This window comes from Mariniflexile sp. HMF6888, assembly GCF_044335535.1.
GTDB lineage: Bacteria > Bacteroidota > Bacteroidia > Flavobacteriales > Flavobacteriaceae > Mariniflexile.
This window is the reverse complement of record NZ_JBIQVZ010000012.1, coordinates 31,820-56,415: the sequence shown is the minus strand read 5'-3', so window position 1 is coordinate 56,415 and position 24,596 is coordinate 31,820. Positions and strand designations below refer to the sequence as shown.

The following is a 24,596-nucleotide window of genomic DNA, read 5'->3' as shown; positions in this document are numbered from 1 at the left end:
TTAAATTTGTAATATATTGATTTTTAATAATTAATAAAAAACGTTAGTTAGAATTAAAAAAACACATTGTAAATGAAATATGATTTATTACATACAGAGATTTATCAAACGCCATGTCCTGAATGTAAAGAAATTTCATTTCCAATCACTAGTGAAAATTTATCGAATTATTTTCATGGAATCGTAATGAAATGTCCAAAGTGTGGCACTAAACTTGATTGGTGGTCACTCCTTCTGAGACATTTTGATTGGGATTTTCCTTCTTATACATATGCAATAGTTGGAGGATATACTACTAGTTTGAGAATTTACATGAAGGCTGGAGAAATTTTTACTTTAGATTTAGAAAAAATTGGAATCCCTAAAGAATCTAAAATTTTACAAACCAGTTATACACCAAATGGCACAGGGTTATTTCCGGTAGAATTACATGGAAACACACCGTCTAGGCATTTTATTCCCAATGTAATTAATTTATATGGCAGACCATTTGGAGAACAAGTAGAAGAAACGCCTGTTGCCGTACAAATTAATTGGGCTGAAAAATCTGAAGAGAATGAAATTTGGGAAAATATCATCAACGCAGTAGAGGCTTTTACAGTAAAGAATTATAGTGCATGTGTTATTCCTTCCAATGTTTCCGTTGAATCAACATTGAATAATTTAATGACAGAATATTTTTCTGCTTTTTCAGCTAAAGACAGAGTTGATGACTTTTTAAGTAATGGAGCAACTTATAGCTATCAATTAAACATTTTGCTTCCATTAATCGCTCACAATTCTGGTTTTCCAAAAATACCTGATAACATTAGAGGAAATTTAAATAAATTAAGGGGTTTAAGGAATTCATTAGCTCACAGAGGCAAGACATTAAAACAGATTGACAAAAAAACTATATCAGAATTGATATGTTCTGCAGCATTTGGATTATCTTATCTGAATTTACTTCAAGAAAAATTGTTGGAAGTTAATAAACTGCAATAAACAGCGGTTTTACGGGATTGCATGATATAAGAACTTCCATCATTTTAAAAAGGAGGCAATAGAAGACTAAAAACTAACGATAACCTGATATATTTATGGGGTATTAGTAATAAATGTTACTGTATAATGAGTTAGCAGCAATTAAATGAATATGAAACAAAGAAAATTAGAACTGATTGACGAACAAAAATCTCCATTGTTCAGAATAATGTCAGTAACAAATGCTGATGAACCTGCCAGAAGAAAATTTGATAATAATATTAGTGCATTCCACATAGGAAACGGATATGTTTTAAGTGTAGCTCACAACTTACGTAGCCTAGCTCAACTATTTAAATCTATACCTGAAGCTGATTATCAGGGGAATATTGTACCTCATTTAAATGCAAACGAAATAGCGCTTTTCAATAGGTGCTACATACTTGATAATGTAGCAAACAACAGGCATCTTAGTTCTGCAAACCAACAAGACATTACCTCTTTAATAGGAGCTCTAAATCGGATAAACTATGATACAAGATGGATTAATTTCTATCAAAATAATATTTGTAAACCATTTCTAATTATCCAATTCAGAAATAATCAATTATATAATGATGCTGGACTTACAGCTCTTATTGGAGCAAACAGATATTTTCCTGAGCCAGCACAAAATAGGCATACATTTATCTTGGAACTAGAATTAGTTAACGCATATTATAGCGAAGATATTGCATTATATAAAATCACTAATACTCATAAAGATATCATAGATGAGATCCCATCTGTTCAAATCGACTATGAAATTTATGACACTTCAAACAATAATTTTTTCTGCTTACAAAGTGCTCCTGTGGATAATCTTGGTAGACTTTTAAACGAGGCAAAAATAGAAGGCATATTAGACCATTGGAATATTTTTTCCGACAGATTTCAAGGCAACTATATTGTGGAGGGATTAAGGTATTTAATAAAAGGTTATTTTCGATTTGGTTCATCTGGAGCACCATATTTTATGTATGACGAAGAAAATGATATATTCAAAGTAAATGCTGTCCAAAGTGAAGCAAGTCCAATTCAACTCTCCATAAATAATAATAGAAATGGTAATTTTCAATATATAAACGCAATTGCTTCTCCGTTATCTTTAATTAGGGACAGATTAGAACAAGAAATAAATTAAACAGCAGCTAACAAAGAAGTTAACCGTTGTGTAAGACAACTAAAATCATAAAACTACGCTTATACTTGCCTGTTAGATTTCATGCTGTAACGTTGAAAACTCACAGGACATTTAAGCACCTTTGGTTTTGCCATCGTAGAAGCTGGCTCTAAAAAACAAAAAGCGCATAATCTACCCAACCCTTCCAAACCATTACAGTTTTGAGTTTCTACTTGTTGGATGCATGACTTAATGCTCTTTAAACTACCAGCTCTTTCAATATTAGAAAAAGTAAGCATATATAAGAAACTATATTTTGCAATAAGGTGCGGTTTTTTTTATTTAATAGCTTATTAAAAAGTAATATATTGCATACATAAACGATATGACTACGATGGGGTTGCTGTTTGTTGTGGTTGTATGGGTGCTGTACGCAATGATGAAAAACCTACTTATAATATTCATTCTTCCATTAATCTTTACAGCTTGTAAAGAAAATTCACAGGACACTAAACCGATTGAAAAACTGGAATTCTATTCTGATAATAGCAATTTGACTTTCAAAAAGAGAGTGATACTTGAGAATTGTGATAGCCTTTTTTATTTCTACAGAAACGGACAAATATTTAAAAGAGGGAAAATCCAAAAAAACGAAAAGCCATTCGGAATTTGGAATTTATACTCAAATGATGGAAAATTAAGGGAAATTAGAGAATGGTTTGTGATAGACGGACATTCGAGAATAAATAGAGCTTGGTTTCTTGATAAAAAAGGAGACACACTTGCTTGGAGAGATCAAGATTCGATTTTTAACCAAAAAGAATTTGTAAATGACACTTTAGGAACACGAGCAACCAACTACAATGTTTTCGACTTTAACAAAGACACTATCGACTTAAATGAGCCAATTCGTGGAGTTGCATATTGTAATTCTCGTCGAATAAGAGATTATGATTCTCAAATCAGAGTCTTTTTCCATAGCGAAAGTGAAAATTTCAATTCACCTTTTCCAAATGACAGTCTGATTAGAACAGACCATTTTGACAACTTAAAAACAGATACTATTAATCAAAAATGGTTTACTGATATTGACCCTAAAAGATATGGTCACGTAGCAATTTTTGGAAGTTGGTTTAAAAAGCCAGGGAAAAAACTTTTAAGAGGATATATGGAAGAATACTCTTATGGACCTTTTAAGGATAAAGAAATTGACAGTATGACTGCAAGAGTTTATTTTGAGAAAACGATTTACGTAAAAGACACGATTAAATGAAATCACTGCGTACAAACCGGTAACCAGCTCTACGAAGCCAGCTCAGCATTCTGTGACTTCGTAGCAATATTATAGCTAAAGTAAGCATATATAAGAAACTACATTTTACAGCAAGGCATGTTTTTTTTTATTTAATAGCTTATTAAAAAGTAATATATTGCATGTATAAAGAATATGACTACAATGATGGTGCTGTTTGTTGTGGTTTACAATTGTTGTGTGGCATTAAGAACAGACTAGATGCAAAAGGATTTATTTGGAAATAACGTTGATAATCGAGATTCATTTGAAAGGGAACTGCATGATTTTGATAAAGCAACTTTCGATGAAAGGTTAGGAAGGTTTAGATACTTTTATAAATACTATCCTGACTTTGGTAATGTCATACATGGAAGCGATGAGTCATACAGGATTTTTAAGGAAGTTCAAGGCTGTTTTATAAATGCAGAATATATTGCCGTAGTGATTTTAGCACTGTCTTTTATTGAGCGCCGTTTTCAAGAATCATTAAAGATTCATGGATTTGAAAAAGAGTCGAAATTTACCCTTAATAATATCTTAAAGAAGTTTAAAGGGAATTCAGCAATCCCAGATTACTTTATTGATAAGGTTGATGAACTAAGATTAAAAAGAAATCCTTTTGTTCATTTAAGAGAAATAATGGATGAAAATAATTTATATTCTAGAAGTACTAAGAAATACAAGGATTCAGAATTAATTCTTGAAAAAGATGCTAAAGATGCAATATCTCTAATGTTTGAATCATTAAGGATAAGAGTTTTATAAAAATAAAAATATGCAAAAACTACCTCAAAGACCCCAAGCACATAATAACGAAGAACTTTCAGAAAGATTTTTCGATAATTGTCTTCCGAATAATTGGTATTCACATAAACCCGATAATGACTATGGTGTTGATTTGATTGTTGACCTTTTCGAGGGTACTGATGCAACAGGGCTTGAACTCTTAGTACAACTCAAGTCATCAGAGAACAGCAATGACGCAGAAAATGAAACACAGACATTAAGGGTTGCTACGTACAATTATTTATGGAGAAAATTGCAAGTCGTTTTAATCGTTAAGTATGTTGTTCCTGACAATGAAGCATATTGGATTTTACTAAAAGATGTTCCTAGTCCTAATCAGGACAATGAAACTTTTACTGTTCTCATGCCAAAAGAAAACAGACTTTCTGACATTGACTGGGAAGTAATTAAAGGGTATGTACAAGAGGTTACAGACAGGAAATTAGCAGCTCAAAATGCTCATGTACAGGAGATGAGAAATAACGCCACACAACAATAAATATACGTAATGCGGGGCAATTTAGTAAATTTGAACATTAAAGCATTTAATAAACCTGCGTAGCGGTTTGATAGCGAAGTGCCTTGAATTCCCGCACTACGCATATTCGAGCCGTTAGCACATATTTAAGAACATTGGAGAATTTTAAAACATTAATGACCTTTGTGTTCCCAACAGAACTAGCGGTCGTCAAATCTAAACTAGAATCTGAAGGAATTGAATGCAGAGTTCTTGATGAACACACGGTACAAGTACACAATTTTCTTTCGCAAGCAATTGGAGGTGTCCGACTTCAGGTAGCAGAATCAAATTTGGAAAGAGCTAGTATAATCCTTGAAGAAAATGGATTTGTTGACAAATGGAAAGAACCTGAACAAAGTAAAGTCGAAAAGAAAATTAGCGACCCAAAATTTCAGAAAATCATTAAACTTTTACTGATTTCAATAGTCACTATTACCATAATATTAGGTTTCTCGGTATTTATCTATAGACATATAAACCGTCCGACCGATTTAGAACTTTTAACCGAAAGAAATTGGTGCATAGACTACATAGTTTATCAAAACCAAGAATATGTTCCCTCTACAATATCTGACAAAGTACAAATTCGTTTAATAGTAGAATGCTTTGAGAAATTGGACTTTCAAACAAATGGGCATGTGCAATTCCCTGGTTTTAATACGCCTCGAATAAATGGGAATTGGAAAATGGAAAATAATTTTATTAACATATCTCAAATTGACACGTTGGACTTTCTCCTTGAAAGACAATATGAGTACAAAATAAACCATAGCGAATTAATTTTAAATTCAGACTCCCTGAAAATATATTGTTCAAACTTAAAATACGGCTATTATTGAGTAAAGAATTAAAATGTCCAAATTGTGGCTCATTGGAAGTTTCTCGACCAAAACCATCAAGAGGTGCTATGGCTATGGCTATTCTTTTAATAGGTTTTCCAATTCCTTTCCTTAAAAAGAAAAGCCATTGCTTTGATTGCGAAATTGATTTTAAACCTTAATAAAACATGTGCTAACACCGACATAGTTCATTGCTTCTGGCTCCATTTCTAAGAAAATAACTATTCACGAAACCGAAGATAAAAGTTAGATGGAGTTATTGATTTTTACTTATAATTCCCAACCTCATAGGTTGCCAAAAACAACCTATAGCAGCGATTTTAAACTAAAGGAAACCATTACTTTTGAGTGCGCCTATGCAATTAGTTTCTTCTGGTATGGTATTATTTATTGAGGAGCTTTTCTAAATACTCGATTTTGTCCTGTTCAGATTTTAAAAGACGTTCGTAGAGTTTTTTGTTTTCTTCGTGCGCTTCTAATAGTTTATCGAGAGGATTGAAAGTACATCCATAATTCACAGCTGACGAATTATCTACATGATAGGTGTTTCCAATAATATTGAGAACAGCTTCATCCGAAAAATTCTCAATACCTTCCTTTGTAACCCCAAGCACCTTTGCAATCTGTTCGAGTTTGTCACCCTCAATGGTTTCGGACTGCTCGATTTTGGACACAGCTTGTTGGCTAATGCCCAGTTGTTCGGCTAGTGTTTCTTGTTTCATGCCTCTTAGCTCCCTGATACGGCTAATCTTTCTGCCTATGTGGTTTGGTTTTGTTGCTGTTTCCATGAACCAAATATAAGGTTTTTTGTGAAATTTACCACACTTGTAAAAAACAAATTCGATGTGGTTTTATACAACCTGTTTTGGTTCGGTACGTCTGGTCTGTTCCCTTAATTTATGTAAAACAAAATATTATGGAAACAACAACACTTAAGAAATTCCCATACCAGAAAGCGCTTATTGCCCTAATAAAAAAGGAAGTGCCGTTACATTCGGTATACGTGATTAGTGTTTACAAAGAGAAACAGACCCAGAATGTATATCTGTTTCCAGAAAGCGTAAACTCCCAAAAGGTTATAACCTATACACTGCTGCTCATTACCCATAAGCCTATCCCAAAAAACATGCAAGACTTTATGGATACTTTGTATAACAACATGCAACAGCGCTGTAAAGTATATGCTATTGTTTATACGTTGCCAAAGGTAAAAGCGAAGCTAAACGATGGTTGCCGTTTTTTGAGTAAAGTGCTTAACCAAACACCTTGTATGTACCAAGAGGATGACGCATTGTCCAAATTGGGTCTGTTCGGTCTCTCGTTCCATAAGCATGTTTACCAGCGTATCCAAGAGGAATGGAACAGCCGTATGCGCCGAGCCAACTGCCTGATTTCCTTAGTGGATGTTGTTGACGTTATTGGGGATTCCACCTCTAGATTGGCCATTATGCACCATGCCCTGGAACAGATCTGTATGGCACTGTTGTACGTTTTTTGGGAGTTTAAGCCACAGCATTATTCATTGTCTTATATGTTGCATCTATGTAGCCTCTTTACCCAATTGCCGGAAACGGTTTTTCCGCAAAAATCGTATGGTTTACAGCGTATGTACTATATACTGTGCAATGCCCACCATATCATGCGTTTCAAAGCCCATAGTGAATTCTCGGAAAAGGATGTGGATAAAGCCTTTAACCGATGTGAGCGTTTTTTTGAAGAGGCCAAGGGTATTGGAGAGGGGCAGTTGGAGTATCTTGAGGGGATTCATTGTTAAGTGTTCAGTTGTCAGTGGTCAGTTTTCAGTGTTCAGTGGTCAGTGTTCAGTGGTCAGTGGTCAGTTTTCAGTGGTCAGTGGTCAGTGGTCAGAGTTTAGAGTTAGGAGTTAAGAGTTCAGAGTCGCATAAGCAAATAAACACGGTCTTAAAAAAGAACTGTGTTTTGAAAGTTTTTATAACATTTATTTATATATTGCGTGGGATAGGAATTTTCGTTGTTTTGGAAAAAGGGGGAGGCAAAAGAAGGTGAAAAACTAATGATGTTCTGCTGTACTTATTGGATATGAGTGATGAATGTTGCTGTATAATGAGTTGGCGGTAATTTAAGACAACAGAGTAACATTTTAAATATGACCCAGAATACTATAGATAGTTTACGTGAGGCTTTAAAACATTCACCAGACAATACCCCATTGAGACAATTGCTTGCAGACACTTTATTGAACTTGAACAGACTTGAGGAAGCAGAAGCAGAATATTCTGCACTTCTTAAAATATCGCATGACAATAAAGCCAAACTAGGACTCGCAACTGTGTTTTTTAAAAAAGAAGGTTATTCAGGATGTAATGTCATTTTAGAGGAACTAATTGAAAATGGAACAAATGAAATTGGTGTTTATACCCTTTATGCCAAAGGACTTCTAAAAGAAAATTCAATATCTAAAGCAATTGATGCCTACAAAAAAGCATTAGCAATTGATCCAAATTACTTTGACGAAGACCTTGACAATCAATTGCGACAAAGAGGAAGCAATGAAATTACAGAAATAGAAGAAGAAATTGACAACCGCTTTTTGCAAAAACCTAATATCAATTTCAGTGATGTTGGTGGTATGGAAGCAGTGAAAAAAGAGATAGAATTAAAAATTATTAAACCACTACTACACCCTGAACTTTATAAAGCATACGGAAAAAAAATTGGTGGAGGTATTTTGCTTTATGGGCCACCAGGTTGTGGTAAAACATTTATTGCGAAAGCAACTGCCGGACAGGTAAACGCAAAATTTATAAGCGTTAGTCTGAACGACATTTTAGATATGTGGATTGGCAACAGTGAAAAGAATCTGCATGAAATATTTGAATTAGCTAGGCAGAACATACCTTGCGTTTTATTCATAGATGAAATAGACGCCTTGGGTGCAAGTAGAAGTGACATGAAGCAATCAAGTGGCAGACACTTAATAAATCAGTTTTTACAAGAACTTGACGGAATTGATAGCACAAACGAAGGCGTTTTAATTATTGGAGCAACTAACACACCTTGGAATTTAGACCCCGCATTTAGACGACCAGGAAGATTTGATAGAATTGTATTTGTTCCGCCGCCAGATGTAACAACGAGAGCGTCAATTTTAAGATTAAAACTCAATAATAAACCAACAAGAACTATTGATTTTCAAACCATTGCCAAGAAAATTGATAACTATTCGGGTGCAGATATTGATGCCATTATAGATATTGCAATTGAACAAAAACTTGAGTCTTCTTTTAGTGATGGTATTCCTAAACCTCTCGAAACAAGCGACTTATTGACTGCATTGAAGAAGCATAAACCAAGCACTCAAGAGTGGTTTTCAACAGCAAAGAACTTTGCAATATTTGCCAATGATTCAGGTCTTTATGATGACATTCTAACTTACATGAAAATAAAAAAGTAACATGACAGAAGATAACAGACTTTCAAAAGTTGAAATTCTTATTCGGCAAAAAAAATTTGCAGATGCAGAAAAAATCCTTTCAAACTTACTTACAGAGTATCCAAACAATATTCATTTTTTATCATTACTTGCTGAGGTAAACTTGCAACAAGACCAATTTTATAAAGCAGGCAATATTATTGACAATGCAATCGGACTATCGCCAGATGATTCGCATCTATTCTATATCAAATCTCGTATTGCAATTCAGCAAGACAAGTTGAGTGATGCTGAAAAAAACATAAATCAAGCCATAGAACTTGACCCTTATGATGCTGATTACTTTGCGTTACTTGCAAATATTAAGTTAGGTCGTAAACAATTTGAAGAAGCGCTCGAAACGGCAAATCGAGCATTGGAAATTGATGCTGAAAATTTGTTAGCACTTAACGCAAGAAGCACAGCTTTAAATAAACTTAACCGTAGTGATGAATCATTTGAAACTATTGAAGGAGCGTTACGGGAAGATCCTAACAATGCATACACACACGCAAACTATGGTTGGGGTTTACTTGAAAAAGGAAATCATAAAAAGGCATTGGAGCACTTTAAAGAAGCACTGTCAAACGATCCAACATTTGACTATGCTCAATCGGGTATGCTTGAAGCATTGAAAGCAACAAGCCCAATTTATCGTATTTTCTTGAAATATTCATTTTTTATGAGTAACCTCACTGCAAAATATCAATGGGGTGTAATAATAGGTTTTTATATTGGGTTTAAGATATTAAGGACAGTAGTAAGAAATAATGAAAATCTTCAACCGTATTTAGTTCCGTTAATTGTAGCACTTGCTTTTATTGCGTTCTCAACATGGGTCATTAATCCAATAAGTAATTTATTTCTACGATTGAGCAAATACGGACAATTGCTCCTAGACAAAAATGAAAAAATAAGTTCAAATTTTGTAGCTATAAGTTTAGCTTTGTTTATCGTCGGACTGTTATTGTACTTTATTTCCTCTGACGAGAAAATGTTGACTATTTCAGTATTTGGTTTTGCTATGATGTTACCATTAGGAACTATGTTTTCACTTTCAAAAAATAAGTATGGACTTTTAATTTATACCGTTGCTTTAGCGGTCATAGGCTTAATTGCAATTGGACTGACTTTCTCTAAAGGTGAATTGTTTAATTTTATGACAGTAGTCTTTATTTTAGGATTTGTGGGGTTTCAATGGGTTGCCAACTATATGCTAATAAAGGAAGACAACCTATAACAAAAGAAAGAAAAACTACCGCCACAAGGGTAACTATTGCAGAAGCTTATAATTATAAAAACAAGATATAAATATGCCCTTTTAAGGGCGTTTGTTTTTTATGGAAGTTTTGCAGTCTAAATTCAAGGCGGTTATAGCGTAGTAATACATGGACTATGATGGCTTTTAAGCAAAAAGCAGAGACCTTTATAAATCCATTTGTGAAAAAGTAATATATTGCATACATAAACGATATAACTACAACGGTGCTGCTGTTTGTTGTGGTTATACAATTGTTGTACGCAAGCTGAAAAACATATTTAAAAAAAATATACATTTGCCTAAAAATATAAATTTTATGAACAAAATACTACTACTATTATCGATTCCTTTCTTGGCACAGGCTCAAGTTCAAACAGGCCAAAGCATCGATGGCGAAAGTCAATGGAGCTTTAATGGTCAGGCAATTGCTATTTCTGCAAATGGTTCAATAATGGCTACTGGAGCAAATGGCCACAATTCAGACGTTGGACAAGTTAGAGTATTTGAAAACATTGCTGGAACTTGGACTCAAATTGGAAATGATATATTAGGTTATAATTCTAATGATAATTTAGGTTGGGCAATCGATATCTCTGCAGATGGTTCTGTTGTTGTTGCTGGTGCTCCATATAATAGCGATACTGCTTTATATGCTGGACAAGTTAGGGTTTTTGAAAACATTGCAGGTACTTGGACACAAATTGGTCAAAACCTATTAGGTGATGCTGCCTCAGATCTTTTTGGTATTAGTGTGGCAATATCTCCAGATGGTAGCACTATCGCAGTTGGTGCTCCAAGTAATGATACAGCCAACAATAACGCAGGACAAGTTAAAATATTTAAGAATATATCTGGCACTTGGACACAAGTTGGCTCTACTCTTCTTGGTGTTACAAACAATGACAATTTTGGTAAGTCTTTAGCACTTTCCAACGATGGATCTATAGTAGCTATTGGAGCAGACCAACTAGGAATGATTACCAATGGCTATGTTAAGGTTTATGAAAACATTGCAGGTACTTGGACACAAATAGGAACAGACATTATTGGAGAAGCTTCTCAAGACAGAAGCGGTATTTCAGTAGACATTACTCCTGATGGAAGTACCGTAGCAATAGGGGCAATAAATAATGATGGCATCAATAATAATGCAGGTCATGTTAGAGTTTATGAAAACATTGCAGGTACTTGGACACAAAAAGGTGGCGATATTGATGGTGAAGCAGATTTAGATGCTAGTGGGCAAAATTTAGCGTTATCTTCTAATGGTGAAGTTGTTTCAATAGGAGCATTATATAACGGTGGAAACGGTAATAACGCTGGACATGTAAGACTTTTTACATATAGTGCTAATACTTGGACACAAGTAGGAAATGATATAGATGGTGAAAATGCAGGTGATAGGTCTGGATATACAGCAATTTCTGCAGACGGACGAACAGTAGTTGTTGGTTCAAGTTATTATTCAAGTGCTAGTTTTGATCAAGCTGGTCGTGTAAGAGTGTTCGATTTTACGTCTGCTTTTAATACATTAAGCATTGAGGATTTTGACTCAGAAACATCTGTTTTTATTAGATACAATAGTAACAACGAAATTCAATTTAAAACGAATAAAAGTTTATTCCAAAATATCAAGATTTATGATATTACAGGAAAGTTGCTTTTATCAAAAGAAAATATTAATAGACCTGAATTTATTATAAAATCTGATTTTAGTAATCAGCTTATCATTGTAAAATCTTCTTTAAATAATAATGAAGTATTCACAACAAAATTAATAAGATAAAAGCCAGCGTACAACAAAGTATAAAAACAATGCTTATTTTAGTGCTTAAACAAAGGCTTGTGCGCTTTTGTAGCTTCTGATTTTCCTACGGAAAATCCTCACACACAAAACCGGACTATTTTTATACGTAACCGTCAGACTGTCTCAAAACTTCCCTTTTTGGGAAATGTATTCGGATAGTTATCTTTGAGATTTTCCAAATATGAGAATCTCAGCGAAGTAAAATGAGTTTTGAGACAGACTGCCGTTAGTCAACATTTGAGAAATGACCGAAAATCAACTAAAATCTGATAAACAATATGCTGCTTATCTTGCAAGAAAGTTTTTTAGCGGACAAATTTCAAAACGGGAAATTTTAGATCAGTTTCCTGAATATGCAAAGGATTTTAAAATGAGACTTTTATTTGACCGAATTAAGAAAAAACCAAGACAAAGTTGGTTTTTCGGAGTTTCAAAAAAAACGTATGAAAAATTTATAATTGAAACCTATGAAATAATTGAAGACTTGGAATCTGAAAAATTTAGATTAAAGACAATGAAAAGGCTCTTCCAAGAATTATGGCTTCAATCGAATAATAGCTCTGAACCAATTCAACATATATCCCTTTTATTACACGAAGTAGCTAAATCAACGACCAATTCTAAAGAGGAAATAAGAAGATACTTAAATTTACTCATTAGTAAAAAATATATAAATAGAATATCAGACAAACCACTACTTTATGAATTTACTGAAAGCGGAAAGGAAATAAAAACTGACTTGGATATTGAAAAAATAATAAAAAACGTTGCCTAAGCCGTGTATAAAAAAATGCTAGTTTTAGCTAACATAAAGTTAGTTGCCCGTTTGCTGGCTTCCGATTTTCCTTCGGACACGAGCTCAGCGAACCGGCGAAGCAAAATCCTCGCCCTCAAACACGCAACTTTCCAAGATACACGAACATATTGAGGTTTATTAAAAACACTCTTGAAAAAGGAAAACAAAGACCACTAAAATCTATTATTTAAAAACTTAAAAACATATTATGGAAAACACATTTGAAGGTATAATTGGTTTTGCAGTTGTATTACTGATTATATTTTTTTTTCTGGTTTATTCCTATTTGGTTCGGCTTAAAATGGGCGAAAATCAAAGGGGTTTCTAAACTTTGGATGCTTTTTGGATTACACCCAATGACTGGATGGATTGCTTATTTAATATTGAGGTACGGAATTGATCCAAGAAAACAATGTGATAAATGTAAAGAATTGATTAAAATTGAAGCTCAAATTTGTCGTCATTGCGGAAACCAAATGAGCCAAGAAGAGATAAATATTTCAATAAAAGAATTCGAGGAAAGAAAAAAATAGCAAACCACAATAACACATTATAAACGTTAGCAAATATTAAAGCCAAAACAACCTATTGCAGCGATTTCAAACTAAAGGAAACTATCTTGTAATGCATTTAAAAACAGACCGATGAAACTCATAATAACTACTTTGTTTTTAATTTCTAGCTTGACAATATTCTCGCAATCTAACCAAATAATTGGCGATTATATTCGAACTCTTGGAGATGAAGAAGCGCACATAATTAAATATAAACTGACCTTAAATCAAGATGGGACTTTCTTTTTTCATTCATATTCAAATAATAAAAAAGGGATTCCTCCAGAGGTGAATAAGTACGGAAAAGGGAAATGGAAAGCGGATAAAAATATCATATCGTTTTTCATAGATAAAAAAAATGACATTGACGAAAAACATAATTTAGATTTTGAAAATTCCAAAGCGAGGTTTATATCTAAATCTCCAAGAGATAAAACAGACAAAAAAATTAAAACCAGTCTTCAGTTTTTTGAATCAAAAATATTTTGGATTGAAAAGCTGCAGATTTTTAAAGAATAAAAAACGCATTACAACACCGTTTAAGCGCAATAACGGCGGAATTTTCTACCTTCCAAACCATTACAATTCTAAGCTTCTCCCTGTTGGATGCATGGCTTGATGCTCTTTAAACTGCCAGCTCTTTCAATATTAAAAAAAGTAAGCATATATAAGAAACTACATTTTGCAATAAGGTGTTTTTTTTTTTATTTAATACCTTATTAAAAAGTAATATATTGCATACATAAACGATATAACTACGATGGGATTGCTGTTTGTTGTGGTTGTATGAGTGTTGTGTGTAAGCTGACAAAAATCCGCAAAAGAAGAAAAATGGGAATATTTGACTTTATAAAAGGTAACAAAAAAGCTAAATCGGAAAGAACCGAAAAGCCATCGCCTGAACAAAAGTTGTTCTCTGAAAAAGCTACGGAAATCATTATTCCGACTTTTGAACAGTTCGGATTCAAAAAACACCGAATTGAAATCGGAAAATATTCATCGATTATGATTTACCGAAAGGAAAATCAATATCTAAAAATATCGAGTACAACTTATCCGACTGATTATCCATATTGCTATAACATAATTTTCGGAGATGGAGACAGTGAAGACGTTTTTGAATATGACTGGAATTCAGTTGCACTTTGGCGATTTAAGAGAGAGATTGAACAAAATTCAACAGCATCTGAATATAAATTCCCAACAAAAAATGGAGTTGAACCAAGCTTGAAAAATGCGAATACCGAATTACAAAAATATGGACTGACATTTCTAAACGGAGAAATGGACTTGTTTTATAAAATTAGAAAAGAACAAAATCAAAACAGAGAACCATACAAAATCCATTCCCCAGATGAAAATGGAAAATACCAAACGTTATTTGAACCGAAAAGTGTGGAGCAAAAGAAAAAGTATAGTTGAATAAAAAAAGCCTACACACAACAATGTATAACCGCAATTACGGCGGATTCGACTACGTCCGAATCCACTCGGAATTGCAAGCTTCAGTGCCTAATCGAAAATTAGTAAATTTAAACCCGTAACTGACGGTTATACGAGACCGTCAGACTGTCTCCAAACCTCCCTTTTTGGGAAATGTATTCGGATAGTTATCTTTGAGATTTTCCAAATATGAGAATCTCAGCGAGGTAAAATGAGTTTTGAGACAGACTGCCGTTGTGCCTAATTATGAGAAGCCCGTTAAAGAAAATATTAATTGCAATTATTGGAATTATTTTCCTTGGATTTTTATTGTATCAAATCTCTCTTCGCTCTCAAAATGAACAACTGAATTATAAAAAATACGGAATCGCATTTAACAAAAAAAGAACCGAAATTGGATTAAAAAAAGTATCTGAAAATTGGAAATACGAATATCACAACGATGCAGAACCAATCAATGGCAATTCAGTCGACAAAATCATAAAGACATTTATTTTTAATGATATTAAAACAGGAATGACTTATGAAATTGATTCCTTAAATAAAGACAAATACTTATCAGGAAAAATAACTTGGATTAATTCAAATATTCTATTTTGGAGAAATGGAATATCAGCTGAAATGGACTTTTATGAAAGGTCTATTGATTCTCTGACTTCCGAAAATCTATTTCTAACTTATTATTTCAATGACGATAACGGAAATAAAGATTATTTTGAAGCAAATCATTCCATTTATAAAATAGACACGTTTTATTGTGGAACACCGGCAATTATGGAAAGAGAAGAACAGCGGATTTCTGGAAAACCATATTTTGGAAATATTACGAAGAAACAAGCTGATAGTATTTTAAAAAAATGGAAAATAAATAACTACGCACAATAACTAGCGTTCGTATGGTTGGTACGACCCAACATGAACGCCCTGTTGACTGAACCGGTTTTTAGCCTGCTAGACCAGCTCTTGAAGTCTGTGACTTTGTAGCACTATTAAAGAAAAAGTAAGCATATATAAAAAACTACATTTTGCAATAAAGTGTAGTTTTTTTATTTAAATAGCTTATTAAAAAGTAATATATTGCATACATGAACGATATAGCTACAATTGTATAGATGTTTGTTACGGTTGTATGGTTGTTGTATGCTATTAAAACCAAAATATCCTGCTAAAAGAATATTCCATATCGGACATAATTGTATCAAATCCAACAGAAAAATTTTATTATGTCGGAACATTTGAAGGAATGGAAAATCCTGTTGTGGATTGGCCACATAGGCACGATTTTTATTCACTTGTTTGGTTTACCAGAAGTTCGGGTATAAATGTTATTGATTTTGAGGAATATGAAATCAAACACGATCGACTTTTTTTTATGCAGCCGAAACAGGTGCATAATTGGTCATATTCAAAAGAATCGAAAGGCTACATTTTGGTTTTTGCCAAACATTTCATAAAAGAAATTCCATTGGAATTAATGGACATTGCATTTGTTGACCTTAAGTCCGACAGTATCAAACTTATAAAACCACTACTAGAAAATCTGATTAAGGAATCAAAATTGAACGATAACTTGGTCGAGAAATCTATTATTTCAGGGATTAATTACTTACTTCTTCACTTAACAAGAACGGCAAGCGACTTGGAGCATAATCGAAAAACCAAATCGAAAACAATATTGCAATTCTCGAAATTGGTGGCTGACACCATTTCAAAAAACCTAACAGTAAAAGATTACGCTGACCAACTTCATATAACAGTGGAAAAACTCAACGAACACTGCAAGGAAAATTATGGACAAAATCCAAAGAACATTATCTTGGAAAAAAAGATAACTGAGGCAAAACGTCTTCTATATTTCACAGACCTGTCAATAAAAGAAATTGCGTTCCGATTGGGATTTGAGGACAGCTCTTATTTCTCTCGGATTTTTAAACTAAAAACCAACTTTTCGCCTTCCGACTTCAAAAACACCTGATTAATCGTAAAAAGTCCTGCAACGACCTGATTGTTGCTTTCTAATTTTGTATCAAAAAAAATGAAGCATCTAACAATTTTAGCAACCCTGTTCTTTGCAATGAAAGGATACGGGCAAATCGAAAAACAAGTGAAAATGGACACAACGAAAACAAAACGTTTCAACAAAGGGTGGGAAAAATTGAAAGAAATTGACGGACAGGCAGGCGTGAACGTGATAGAAAGTTTAAAAGATGTATCGCCTGATTTGGCTGAATATATAATCGAATATCCTTTTGGAGACGTTTACAGCCGAGAAATTTTGGACAACCGAACAAAGGAAATTGCGGTCGTTGCTGCATTAGCTGCAATGGGAAATGCAGAGCCTCAAATAAAAGTACATATTAATGCAGCATTGAACGTAGGTGTAACTAAAGAAGAAATTTCGGAAATTATGATTTTAATGTCTGTTTATGCAGGTTTTCCCTCCGCTTTGAATGGAACTTTGGCTCTAAAAGAAGTACTGAATGAAAGAGCAGAAGAAAAATAACTGCTTACAAAATTGGTAACTGTTGCACAAGCCCATAATTTTATAAGAACAGGACACCTCTTGTAAGTCCATTGGTAAAAAAGTAATATATTGCATACATAAACGATATAACTATGATGGGATTGCTGTTTGTTGTGGTTGTAGAATTGTTAGCACCTATTTAAAATGACCAAAGTTATCTTGATCGTTCTGCATATACTTTTGACAATTTTAGTTATTGCCTATATCGACAATGGTATTAGAACACATGACATGGATTTCTACTTTGGCAAAGACGATGGTTACATTTATAGATTTAAGTCTATTGTTATTCTAACTATAGTTTTCTATGTGTTAATGACAATTGGCAAAAAGAGGACAGTCATTGATTTTTTAAAACAAGGTGGACTTGGTTTTATGACTGCAATTATTGTAAGTGTGGTCAGCTATTTAGCTTTACTCAACTTAAACTATAACGGTTTGACTTTTCATATAGTAACTATTATTATTTGCTATTCAATATACTTTGGACTAAAAAAAATAAAAACAGGAGCTAACACTAGGCTATAGCCAATGTGGGCTGAACGTTAAAAATGAGTGTTTTGCAATTAATAAAAATTAGCCACGGTTGACAAAGACTCGGTTTGAAAACCCACACTGTCCATAGCCGAAACCGTTGGCTGTAATTTACCTCAAAATGAAACGAATTACTTGTATTATACTTTTTAGCTTATTCGCAATGAACCTTCAAGGTCAATGTGACTCAATATCCAAAGAGATTTTGAATATTATAAAAAAAGAAAAATATGAAAGATTTGGCAATCTCTTAATGCCTATTGAACAATATAGAAAGATATTACATTGGCCAATATCTGATGAAACCGACAAAGTACTTTTGACCATAAAAGATTCACTTAAAAATGGACTAATCGCTAGTGCAAAAAAATTAAGAATTGAACTTTTGGATAAAGGCTTCGATTTGAAAAAAATGGAATTCAATCGTTGTGAATTAACTGGAAGCAAACTTGACATATTTATATCCGACAATGAAAAAGAGTCTAATTTTATAGTTGAAACTCAAAAAACGGACAAAATATACTTAATGCTTCCAATTAATGAGTTAGCACCTGAATTACCAACTTTCCGACCAACAAAAGAAGAATTAGCTAATTCAACTATAATAATTGCTGGAGAAAAGTTCAAGCCTTTTGAACCATCGGAAATAGAAAAGGAAAAAGGATTGGAAATATTAAAAAGATGTATAGATTTTCAAAAGAAGACAAATAAGAACATATTATTGACTGACGGAATGAAAGACAAAAACGGTTTATCAATATTGACTTTTATCACAGTTGGAGAGTCTGATATAAATAGATATAAAGTTATTCTCGAAAAAAAGACTTGTGAAAAAGAATAAAAAACAACAGCCAATAACTAGCGTTCGTGTGGTCGGTACGATCTAATATGAACGCCCTGTTGACAGAACCGGTTTTTAGCTTGTTAGACTAGCTCTTTGGAAGTTTGTGGCTTCGTAGCAATATTAGAAAAAGTAAGCATATATATGAAACTACATTTTACAATAAGGTGTGGTTTTTTTATTTAATAGGTTATTAAAAAGTAATATATTGCATACATAAACGATATAACTATGATGGGGTTGCTGTTTGTTGTGGTTATACAATTGTTGGCAAACATAATATGAAACACACTAACATATTAGAAATGAATAAAATTACTATTGTTTTAATAGTTCTTCTTTCCAATATTAATGTATTTGGACAGGGAGATATACAATATTCACAAAATATAAATAAGGCAGTTGAATCATATAAAGTTCAGAATTACAAATTATCTGTAGATTATTTTGAGAAAGCATTTGAAATTAATAATCAAAAAGCAATTGATTTGTTTAATGGAGCATGTTCAGCTGCATTAAATGGTGATACGCTTAAAGCTTTCGATTTTTTGGACTTATCAATTAAAAACGGATATTTGGACTTAAAGCATATTGAGAAAGATTGTGATTTATATAGCTTGAGGACTTTGCCACAATGGGAAGAAGTGATTGGCAGAGTAAAAGAAAACGAAGAAAACTACCTGTCAAGTGATAAGGTTTTAAAATCAATAATCGAATCTTTTGAATCAAACAATCCTGAACAATTTTGGAATATATGCAGCGATACGTATAAGAAGAATCAAAATAAAGATAGTGTTTTTGCTCTTGTCAATAACTTTCATAAAGTATTGGATAAGTATAATTTCGAATTTAAGGACTTGTCGAAGAGTGAATCATCTTCAACTAATTATAAAAAGATAAATCTCAATTTCTCCAGTTGGGATAAAGATGAAACAAGAGAATTAAACTATACCTTGACTCCCAAGATAATTGGTGAATACACAAAAGATTATTTTATAAAAGGTATAGGTTACAATATTAATGTCAAACTAAAACCACAAGGAAATAAGTGGGCTTTATATGATATTATAATAAAGAATAATTATTTTAAAGATTCTTTTGATTGTCAAAGACATATAAGTGAATATTTTGATGACACCTGTAGTGTAACGTGTCAAATGGGAGTCGTAACGGCAAATAAACAAATAGTTTGTCTTTCTACTTATATTGCAAGTGATATTCTGTTTGGCAAAATGATTCAGACCTTAGAGTGGAAGGATTTTAATGATATACCAATTAATGATAAACCAATCATTTACAAAATGTATTTCGTTAAAAAGACTAGTAAACAAAAAAAGAAATCAGATAACATTTTTGATAGCTTTTTTCAACCATCAGTTTCTTATGAATATCTTGAAATTGTTTTCCTTGATAAGAGTGATAATTTGATTATTTCGAATGGTGAAATGTATGGGATTTATGAAGGTGATAACTCGAAAATGAAGAAATGGATTTTAGGAGAATTAAGCAAAATTGAATAATTACGTTTGCAATAACTAGCGTTCGTGTGGTCGGTACGACCCAACATGAACGCCCTGTTGACTGAACTGGTTCTAAGCCTGTTAGACCAGCTCTTGAAGTCAGTGACTTTGTAGCAATATTAAAGAAAAAGTAAGCATATATAAGAACTACATGTTACAATAAAGTGTAGTTTTTTTATTTAAATAGCTTATTAAAAAGTAATATATTGCATGTGTAAAGAATATAACTACAATTGAATTGTTGTTTGTTGTGGTTATACAATTGTTACCACACATTTGAGAAAATTTATGGAAAGTAAATTAGTCGGAATATTAAATAAATATACTGAAGCCCAAAAGCGGATTTGTGAAAGGTATAATTCTGACTTCACTCAAATTGACAAAAAACTATTCATCGGAATTTCGACTGACCTCGAACTTGAACCTATAAATGGATTACGCCATCCCAAACACGGAAAAATGAACGGATGGTATATTTGGAGCGGTGAATGGTCGGATGCCGAAGACTTTTTCAAGCCTATATGTTTAGAGCATTTGATTGAAAGAAAACCTGATATAATAAAATATCTCGGACTTGATGTAGGGTTTCGTTTTTTGACTGATAAAAAAGGATATGAAGACGTTTGGTTTGACCAAAATATTACTGAATTAAAATAAAAAACGTGTGGTAATAACTAGCGTTCGTGTGGTCGGTACGACCCAACATGAACGCCCTGTTGGCTGAACCGGTTCTAAGCCTGTTAGACCAGCTCTTGAAGTCAGTGACTTTGTAGCAATATTAAAGCTAAAGTAAGCATATATAAGAAACTACATTTTGCAACAAGGCGTGTTTTTTTTATTTAATAGCTAATTAAAAAGTAATATATTGCATACATAAACGATATAACTACGATGGGGTTGCTGTTATACAATTGTTGGCGGTAATTAAACGAAACAATGTACCTACCATTAAAAAATACATTTGACAAGATTTTAAAAATAACAGATGAAGATTGGGATATTTTTGAGTCTATCCTAGTAACGAAAAAACTCAAAAAAAAAGAATATCTATTAAAACAAGGACAAATCTGTCGAGGAATTTACTTCTTATCAGAAGGAATTATTAGAACTTTTTACATTAATAACGATGGTAAGGAGATAAATACAGCTTTCTACTTTCAAAATGATTTTCTGCGTGAAATTGAAAGTATGACTAATAATATTCCTTCTCAAAAAAACATCCAAGCAATTGAAAATAGTATAGTTTTTTATATTGATAAAGCTAAATTGAAAAATCTTTATGAAAAATCTGAATTTTACCAAAAGTTAGGACGAATGATATTGGAAAAATTAACGATAAGCGAACAAAAATATTCTTCATTTTTAACAGCATACTCACCTAAAGAAAGGTATTTATACATTCTAGAAAACCGCCCTGAATTAATCGAACGGATTCCTCTTCAATATTTAGCTTCATACTTGGGAATAAGCCGAGAGTCTTTAAGTAGAATTAGGAAAAGGATTTAATAATTGATTTTGTGACTTTCGTCAAAGGAAAGGGATTGACTTCTCAATAATTTTGAGCTTTAATAATTTAACACTCATAAAAAATGAGACAATTAATTCTAATAGCTTTTTTAAGCACAATCAGCCTTTTAAACTGTAAGGCACAAAATCAAAATAATATGAAAAATCAAATTGAAAAAGCAGTAACGTCTATTGAAAAAGCTGCTGCAAACAGAAATACTAAACAACTTACGGAGTTCCTACATAAAGACTATCGAGTAATAGCAAATCGATTTAAAGGAAGTGAAAATGCTGTGATCATTTCAAAAGAAACCTATTTACAAATGATGAAAGACAAAAAAATAGGTGGTACAAGTTATGACATCAACTTCAATGACATAAAAATTTCAGGACACACAGCAATTGTAGATGTTCTATATTCATCGGAAATAACATCAGATATGCATAAATTCCTTGTCTTAATTCAAGATGAAAACAATGAATGGAAGATTGTAAGTGATATTCCAATTGTAATGGAATAAATATCTAGGATGAAAAATAACTACCGCCAATAACTAGCGTTCGTGTGGTCGGTACGACCCAACATGAACGCCCTGTTGGCTGAACCGGTTCTTAGCCTGTTAGACCAGCTCTTGAAGTCTGTGACTCCATAGCAATATAAAAGAAAAAGTAAGCATATATATGAAACTACATTTTACAATAAAGTGTAGTTTTTTTATTTAATAGCTTATTAAAAAGTAATATATTGCATACATAAAGGATATAACTACAATTGTATAGCTGTTTGTTGTGGTTGTATGAGTGTTATAAAAAAAATATTACATGAAAAAACTACTAAGAAATTTTACTGTCCTTTTACTATTATTGGATACCAGTTCAGCAATTGCCCAAATAAATCGAAATGTTGAAAATTTGATTTCTACAGAGAGTTATAATTTATATAAACCAAACAAAATTGAAGCTGTTTTAATATTATTTGGTGGTTTTACAGAAAACGGAGAAATGATTGAAAATGAATTTAAAATAACAGACATGGCTCTAGAAATGAATACTGCAGTTATCTATATGAATTTTAATAGAATACTTTGGTTGGAAGAATCTGAAAAAGTGAATTTAGGAAATGACTTAAAACTTTTATTTAGTTCAAACAATATCCCTAAAAATAAAATTGTAATTGGCGGGTTGTCTTCCGGTGGTAGTTTGGCTTTACTTATTAGTGATTTTCTAACCAAGAATTCTGATTTTGACATTAAACCAACTGGGGTATTCTTAGTTGATTCACCAATTGACCTCGCAGCATTATACAGGATTACAGAGGAAAATATAACAAATAATTTTTCTGAAGCATCTGTAGGTGAAAGTACTTTCATTCATAATTATTTCAAAAGTAAACTTGGTAATCCCAACGAAGAAATAAAATTATATGAGAAATATTCAGCTTTTACTTTCGAAACGAGTAATTATAAAAATATTGAAAACCTTAAAAATACTAATCTTAGATTTTATTCTGAGCCAGATAAAGAATGGTGGAAAAAGAATATGGGTGTTGAATACGAGCAAATGAATGCTTTTCACATAGAAAGATTATCTAAGTTTTTAAAAGATAATAATTATAAATATTTAGATTATATCACTACTAAAAATAAGGGATACAGATCTAATGGTGAACGCAATCCACATAGCTGGTCTATAATTGATAAAAAAGATTTGTTAGAGTGGACACATGGGGAATAATAACTATTTACAATAACTAGCGTTCGTGTGGTCGGTACGACCCAACATGAACGCCCTGTTGACTGAACTGGTTCTTACCCTGTTAGACTAGCTCTTGAAGTCAGTGACTTTGTAGCAATATTAAAGAAAAAGTAAGCATATATAAGAAACTACATTTTGCAATAAAGTGTAGTTTTTTTATTTAAATAGCTTATTAAAAAGTAATATATTGCATACATAAACGATATAACTACAATGGGGTTGCTGTTTGTTGTGGTTATACAATTGTTGTACGTCAGTTAAAAGCACGATTCTATTTGAAATAATAAACTCAGATTAAATGAAAAACATATCATATTTAGTAATCATAATTTTATTTACTTCAAATTTCTCCTCTTATATGTTTAGCCAGTCTTCACCAAACATTTTTTCATCCTTTGGAGAAATTGATGAGAAAATTAAAGTTTCAAATATAAATACAGAATCAAAAAAACGTGACTTAATAAATACACTTGAGCTTAAAGCAAAAGAATCGCCTAGTGAATATGGAGAAAATCTTAAAAAAGGAAAACAAATAAATGAAATAACAGAAATTTTTAATCTCTATCTAGAAAACCTTAAAAGTGAAATGGAAAACTCTGTTGAAGACCCTACAGATTATGAATCTATGGATAAATCAGAATTTTTAGATAACGCTTTCTTTAAAGATGATAAAATAACACCAAGAGGTCAAGAGTTTTTAAACAACATTAATAACTATAGAGATAATTTAAGAAAAATACTCAGCGACGTTAAGGGTATGGAAAGTATTGTAAAAGAGATTTATGAAATTTTTTGTACTAAAGATGCAATAGACAGAGAGGGTAATCCCTTTCCTTGGCTAGAATACCATTATAAAGGTTTTCCTTTAATTGCTTCATTAACAAAAATAACTGTAGTGCAATCTGATGCAAAAAACATTGAAATCGAAATCTTATCAAAATTAATAGAGAAACCCTTAACAAATAACTAATAAAACCGAACGTACAACACCGACTGTAGTTCATTGCCTCTGACTTTCCTATCGGAAAGTTCTTGTGAAT

26 protein-coding genes are annotated in these 24,596 nt (G+C 32.4%); 25 read left to right on the top strand and 1 reads right to left on the bottom strand.

Annotation, left to right across the window (positions count from 1 at the left end; all coding sequences use genetic code 11):
* The first annotated feature begins 72 nt into the window (after positions 1-72).
* The 7 genes from ACGLWY_RS17605 (at position 73) to ACGLWY_RS17575 (ending at position 5,725) form a co-directional block, all read left to right on the top strand.
* A complete protein-coding gene (locus tag ACGLWY_RS17605; protein ID WP_396620990.1) occupies positions 73-984 on the top strand; it encodes a hypothetical protein in 912 nt (303 codons plus the stop codon).
* A gap of 151 nt (positions 985-1,135) precedes the next feature.
* Complete coding sequence (locus ACGLWY_RS17600) at positions 1,136-2,146, top strand: hypothetical protein (protein ID WP_396620989.1); 1,011 nt, start codon at positions 1,136-1,138, stop codon at positions 2,144-2,146.
* A 415-nt stretch (positions 2,147-2,561) separates the two neighbouring features.
* On the top strand, positions 2,562-3,398 hold the full coding sequence (locus tag ACGLWY_RS17595; RefSeq protein ID WP_396620988.1) for a hypothetical protein: 837 nt from the start codon (positions 2,562-2,564) through the stop codon (positions 3,396-3,398).
* Between the two features lie 240 nt (positions 3,399-3,638).
* Complete coding sequence (locus ACGLWY_RS17590) at positions 3,639-4,184, top strand: hypothetical protein (protein ID WP_396620987.1); 546 nt, start codon at positions 3,639-3,641, stop codon at positions 4,182-4,184.
* Between the two features lie 10 nt (positions 4,185-4,194).
* Complete coding sequence (locus ACGLWY_RS17585; RefSeq protein ID WP_396620986.1) at positions 4,195-4,704, top strand: DUF4365 domain-containing protein; 510 nt, start codon at positions 4,195-4,197, stop codon at positions 4,702-4,704.
* Positions 4,705-4,859: 155 nt separating this feature from the next.
* The gene (locus ACGLWY_RS17580; protein ID WP_396620985.1) at positions 4,860-5,564 is read left to right on the top strand and encodes a DUF2007 domain-containing protein; all 705 of its coding nucleotides are present in this window, start codon (positions 4,860-4,862) and stop codon (positions 5,562-5,564) included.
* A complete protein-coding gene (locus ACGLWY_RS17575; RefSeq protein ID WP_396620984.1) occupies positions 5,561-5,725 on the top strand; it encodes a hypothetical protein in 165 nt (54 codons plus the stop codon). Before ACGLWY_RS17580 ends, ACGLWY_RS17575 begins: the two co-directional genes overlap by 4 nt.
* A 222-nt stretch (positions 5,726-5,947) precedes the next feature.
* Here the strand turns inward: ACGLWY_RS17575 and ACGLWY_RS17570 are convergent, their stop codons facing one another.
* Positions 5,948-6,352 carry a helix-turn-helix domain-containing protein gene (locus ACGLWY_RS17570; protein WP_396620983.1) on the bottom strand — a complete coding sequence of 135 codons (405 nt, stop codon included), beginning with the start codon at positions 6,350-6,352 and terminating at the stop codon, positions 5,948-5,950.
* 77 nt (positions 6,353-6,429) lie between these two features.
* Here ACGLWY_RS17570 and ACGLWY_RS17565 point away from each other — a divergent pair, with 77 nt between their 5' ends.
* The 18 genes from ACGLWY_RS17565 (at position 6,430) to ACGLWY_RS17480 (ending at position 24,526) form a co-directional block, all read left to right on the top strand.
* Positions 6,430-7,338 (top strand): hypothetical protein, encoded by a 909-nt coding sequence (locus ACGLWY_RS17565; protein ID WP_396620982.1) that lies wholly within the window; start codon positions 6,430-6,432, stop codon positions 7,336-7,338.
* Between the two features lie 351 nt (positions 7,339-7,689).
* Positions 7,690-8,997 (top strand): AAA family ATPase, encoded by a 1,308-nt coding sequence (locus ACGLWY_RS17560; protein WP_396620981.1) that lies wholly within the window; start codon positions 7,690-7,692, stop codon positions 8,995-8,997.
* A gap of 1 nt (position 8,998) precedes the next feature.
* Entirely contained in the window at positions 8,999-10,255 is a 1,257-nt protein-coding gene (locus ACGLWY_RS17555) for a tetratricopeptide repeat protein (protein WP_396620980.1), read from the top strand.
* 337 nt (positions 10,256-10,592) lie between these two features.
* The gene (locus ACGLWY_RS17550; protein WP_396620979.1) at positions 10,593-12,062 is read left to right on the top strand and encodes a hypothetical protein; all 1,470 of its coding nucleotides are present in this window, start codon (positions 10,593-10,595) and stop codon (positions 12,060-12,062) included.
* A gap of 265 nt (positions 12,063-12,327) precedes the next feature.
* Positions 12,328-12,858, top strand: coding sequence for a hypothetical protein (locus tag ACGLWY_RS17545; protein ID WP_396620978.1), 531 nt, complete (start codon positions 12,328-12,330; stop codon positions 12,856-12,858).
* A 665-nt stretch (positions 12,859-13,523) separates the two neighbouring features.
* Positions 13,524-13,952: a hypothetical protein gene (locus ACGLWY_RS17540; RefSeq protein WP_396620977.1), complete on the top strand. Its 429-nt coding sequence runs from the start codon at positions 13,524-13,526 to the stop codon at positions 13,950-13,952.
* 312 nt (positions 13,953-14,264) lie between these two features.
* Positions 14,265-14,855, top strand: coding sequence for a hypothetical protein (locus ACGLWY_RS17535; protein ID WP_396620976.1), 591 nt, complete (start codon positions 14,265-14,267; stop codon positions 14,853-14,855).
* 267 nt (positions 14,856-15,122) lie between these two features.
* Positions 15,123-15,761 carry a hypothetical protein gene (locus ACGLWY_RS17530; protein WP_396620975.1) on the top strand — a complete coding sequence of 213 codons (639 nt, stop codon included), beginning with the start codon at positions 15,123-15,125 and terminating at the stop codon, positions 15,759-15,761.
* A gap of 358 nt (positions 15,762-16,119) precedes the next feature.
* Entirely contained in the window at positions 16,120-16,851 is a 732-nt protein-coding gene (locus ACGLWY_RS17525) for a helix-turn-helix domain-containing protein (protein ID WP_396620974.1), read from the top strand.
* Positions 16,852-16,911: 60 nt separating this feature from the next.
* Positions 16,912-17,379 (top strand): carboxymuconolactone decarboxylase family protein, encoded by a 468-nt coding sequence (locus ACGLWY_RS17520; RefSeq protein WP_396620973.1) that lies wholly within the window; start codon positions 16,912-16,914, stop codon positions 17,377-17,379.
* Positions 17,380-17,544: 165 nt separating this feature from the next.
* Positions 17,545-17,928, top strand: coding sequence for a hypothetical protein (locus ACGLWY_RS17515; RefSeq protein ID WP_396620972.1), 384 nt, complete (start codon positions 17,545-17,547; stop codon positions 17,926-17,928).
* 127 nt (positions 17,929-18,055) lie between these two features.
* Positions 18,056-18,775 carry a hypothetical protein gene (locus ACGLWY_RS17510; protein ID WP_396620971.1) on the top strand — a complete coding sequence of 240 codons (720 nt, stop codon included), beginning with the start codon at positions 18,056-18,058 and terminating at the stop codon, positions 18,773-18,775.
* A 305-nt stretch (positions 18,776-19,080) separates the two neighbouring features.
* On the top strand, positions 19,081-20,295 hold the full coding sequence (locus ACGLWY_RS17505; protein WP_396620970.1) for a hypothetical protein: 1,215 nt from the start codon (positions 19,081-19,083) through the stop codon (positions 20,293-20,295).
* Between the two features lie 288 nt (positions 20,296-20,583).
* Positions 20,584-20,952 carry a hypothetical protein gene (locus ACGLWY_RS17500; RefSeq protein WP_396620969.1) on the top strand — a complete coding sequence of 123 codons (369 nt, stop codon included), beginning with the start codon at positions 20,584-20,586 and terminating at the stop codon, positions 20,950-20,952.
* Positions 20,953-21,231: 279 nt separating this feature from the next.
* Positions 21,232-21,801 (top strand): Crp/Fnr family transcriptional regulator, encoded by a 570-nt coding sequence (locus ACGLWY_RS17495; protein ID WP_396620968.1) that lies wholly within the window; start codon positions 21,232-21,234, stop codon positions 21,799-21,801.
* A gap of 158 nt (positions 21,802-21,959) precedes the next feature.
* Positions 21,960-22,322 carry a nuclear transport factor 2 family protein gene (locus ACGLWY_RS17490; RefSeq protein WP_396620967.1) on the top strand — a complete coding sequence of 121 codons (363 nt, stop codon included), beginning with the start codon at positions 21,960-21,962 and terminating at the stop codon, positions 22,320-22,322.
* Between the two features lie 301 nt (positions 22,323-22,623).
* A complete protein-coding gene (locus ACGLWY_RS17485; protein WP_117175833.1) occupies positions 22,624-23,535 on the top strand; it encodes a hypothetical protein in 912 nt (303 codons plus the stop codon).
* A 319-nt stretch (positions 23,536-23,854) separates the two neighbouring features.
* Positions 23,855-24,526, top strand: a complete 672-nt coding sequence (locus ACGLWY_RS17480; protein WP_396620966.1) for a hypothetical protein — start codon at positions 23,855-23,857, stop codon at positions 24,524-24,526.
* Positions 24,527-24,596: the final 70 nt, after the last annotated feature.

Coding starts and splice junctions, on each gene's coding strand:
- ACGLWY_RS17555 (WP_396620980.1), top strand. CDS start 8,999: ATGACAGAAGATAACAGACTTTCAAAAGTTGAAATTCTTATTCGGCAA.
- ACGLWY_RS17600 (WP_396620989.1), top strand. CDS start 1,136: ATGAAACAAAGAAAATTAGAACTGATTGACGAACAAAAATCTCCATTG.
- ACGLWY_RS17485 (WP_117175833.1), top strand. CDS start 22,624: ATGAAAAAACTACTAAGAAATTTTACTGTCCTTTTACTATTATTGGAT.
- ACGLWY_RS17525 (WP_396620974.1), top strand. CDS start 16,120: ATGGAAAATCCTGTTGTGGATTGGCCACATAGGCACGATTTTTATTCA.
- ACGLWY_RS17540 (WP_396620977.1), top strand. CDS start 13,524: ATGAAACTCATAATAACTACTTTGTTTTTAATTTCTAGCTTGACAATA.
- ACGLWY_RS17595 (WP_396620988.1), top strand. CDS start 2,562: ATGATGAAAAACCTACTTATAATATTCATTCTTCCATTAATCTTTACA.
- ACGLWY_RS17530 (WP_396620975.1), top strand. CDS start 15,123: ATGAGAAGCCCGTTAAAGAAAATATTAATTGCAATTATTGGAATTATT.
- ACGLWY_RS17500 (WP_396620969.1), top strand. CDS start 20,584: ATGGAAAGTAAATTAGTCGGAATATTAAATAAATATACTGAAGCCCAA.
- ACGLWY_RS17535 (WP_396620976.1), top strand. CDS start 14,265: ATGGGAATATTTGACTTTATAAAAGGTAACAAAAAAGCTAAATCGGAA.
- ACGLWY_RS17490 (WP_396620967.1), top strand. CDS start 21,960: ATGAAAAATCAAATTGAAAAAGCAGTAACGTCTATTGAAAAAGCTGCT.
- ACGLWY_RS17545 (WP_396620978.1), top strand. CDS start 12,328: ATGACCGAAAATCAACTAAAATCTGATAAACAATATGCTGCTTATCTT.
- ACGLWY_RS17590 (WP_396620987.1), top strand. CDS start 3,639: ATGCAAAAGGATTTATTTGGAAATAACGTTGATAATCGAGATTCATTT.
- ACGLWY_RS17515 (WP_396620972.1), top strand. CDS start 17,545: ATGACCAAAGTTATCTTGATCGTTCTGCATATACTTTTGACAATTTTA.
- ACGLWY_RS17550 (WP_396620979.1), top strand. CDS start 10,593: ATGAACAAAATACTACTACTATTATCGATTCCTTTCTTGGCACAGGCT.
- ACGLWY_RS17505 (WP_396620970.1), top strand. CDS start 19,081: ATGAATAAAATTACTATTGTTTTAATAGTTCTTCTTTCCAATATTAAT.
- ACGLWY_RS17605 (WP_396620990.1), top strand. CDS start 73: ATGAAATATGATTTATTACATACAGAGATTTATCAAACGCCATGTCCT.
- ACGLWY_RS17480 (WP_396620966.1), top strand. CDS start 23,855: ATGAAAAACATATCATATTTAGTAATCATAATTTTATTTACTTCAAAT.
- ACGLWY_RS17580 (WP_396620985.1), top strand. CDS start 4,860: ATGACCTTTGTGTTCCCAACAGAACTAGCGGTCGTCAAATCTAAACTA.
- ACGLWY_RS17495 (WP_396620968.1), top strand. CDS start 21,232: ATGTACCTACCATTAAAAAATACATTTGACAAGATTTTAAAAATAACA.
- ACGLWY_RS17585 (WP_396620986.1), top strand. CDS start 4,195: ATGCAAAAACTACCTCAAAGACCCCAAGCACATAATAACGAAGAACTT.
- ACGLWY_RS17520 (WP_396620973.1), top strand. CDS start 16,912: ATGAAGCATCTAACAATTTTAGCAACCCTGTTCTTTGCAATGAAAGGA.
- ACGLWY_RS17570 (WP_396620983.1), bottom strand. CDS start 6,352: ATGGAAACAGCAACAAAACCAAACCACATAGGCAGAAAGATTAGCCGT.
- ACGLWY_RS17510 (WP_396620971.1), top strand. CDS start 18,056: ATGAAACGAATTACTTGTATTATACTTTTTAGCTTATTCGCAATGAAC.
- ACGLWY_RS17560 (WP_396620981.1), top strand. CDS start 7,690: ATGACCCAGAATACTATAGATAGTTTACGTGAGGCTTTAAAACATTCA.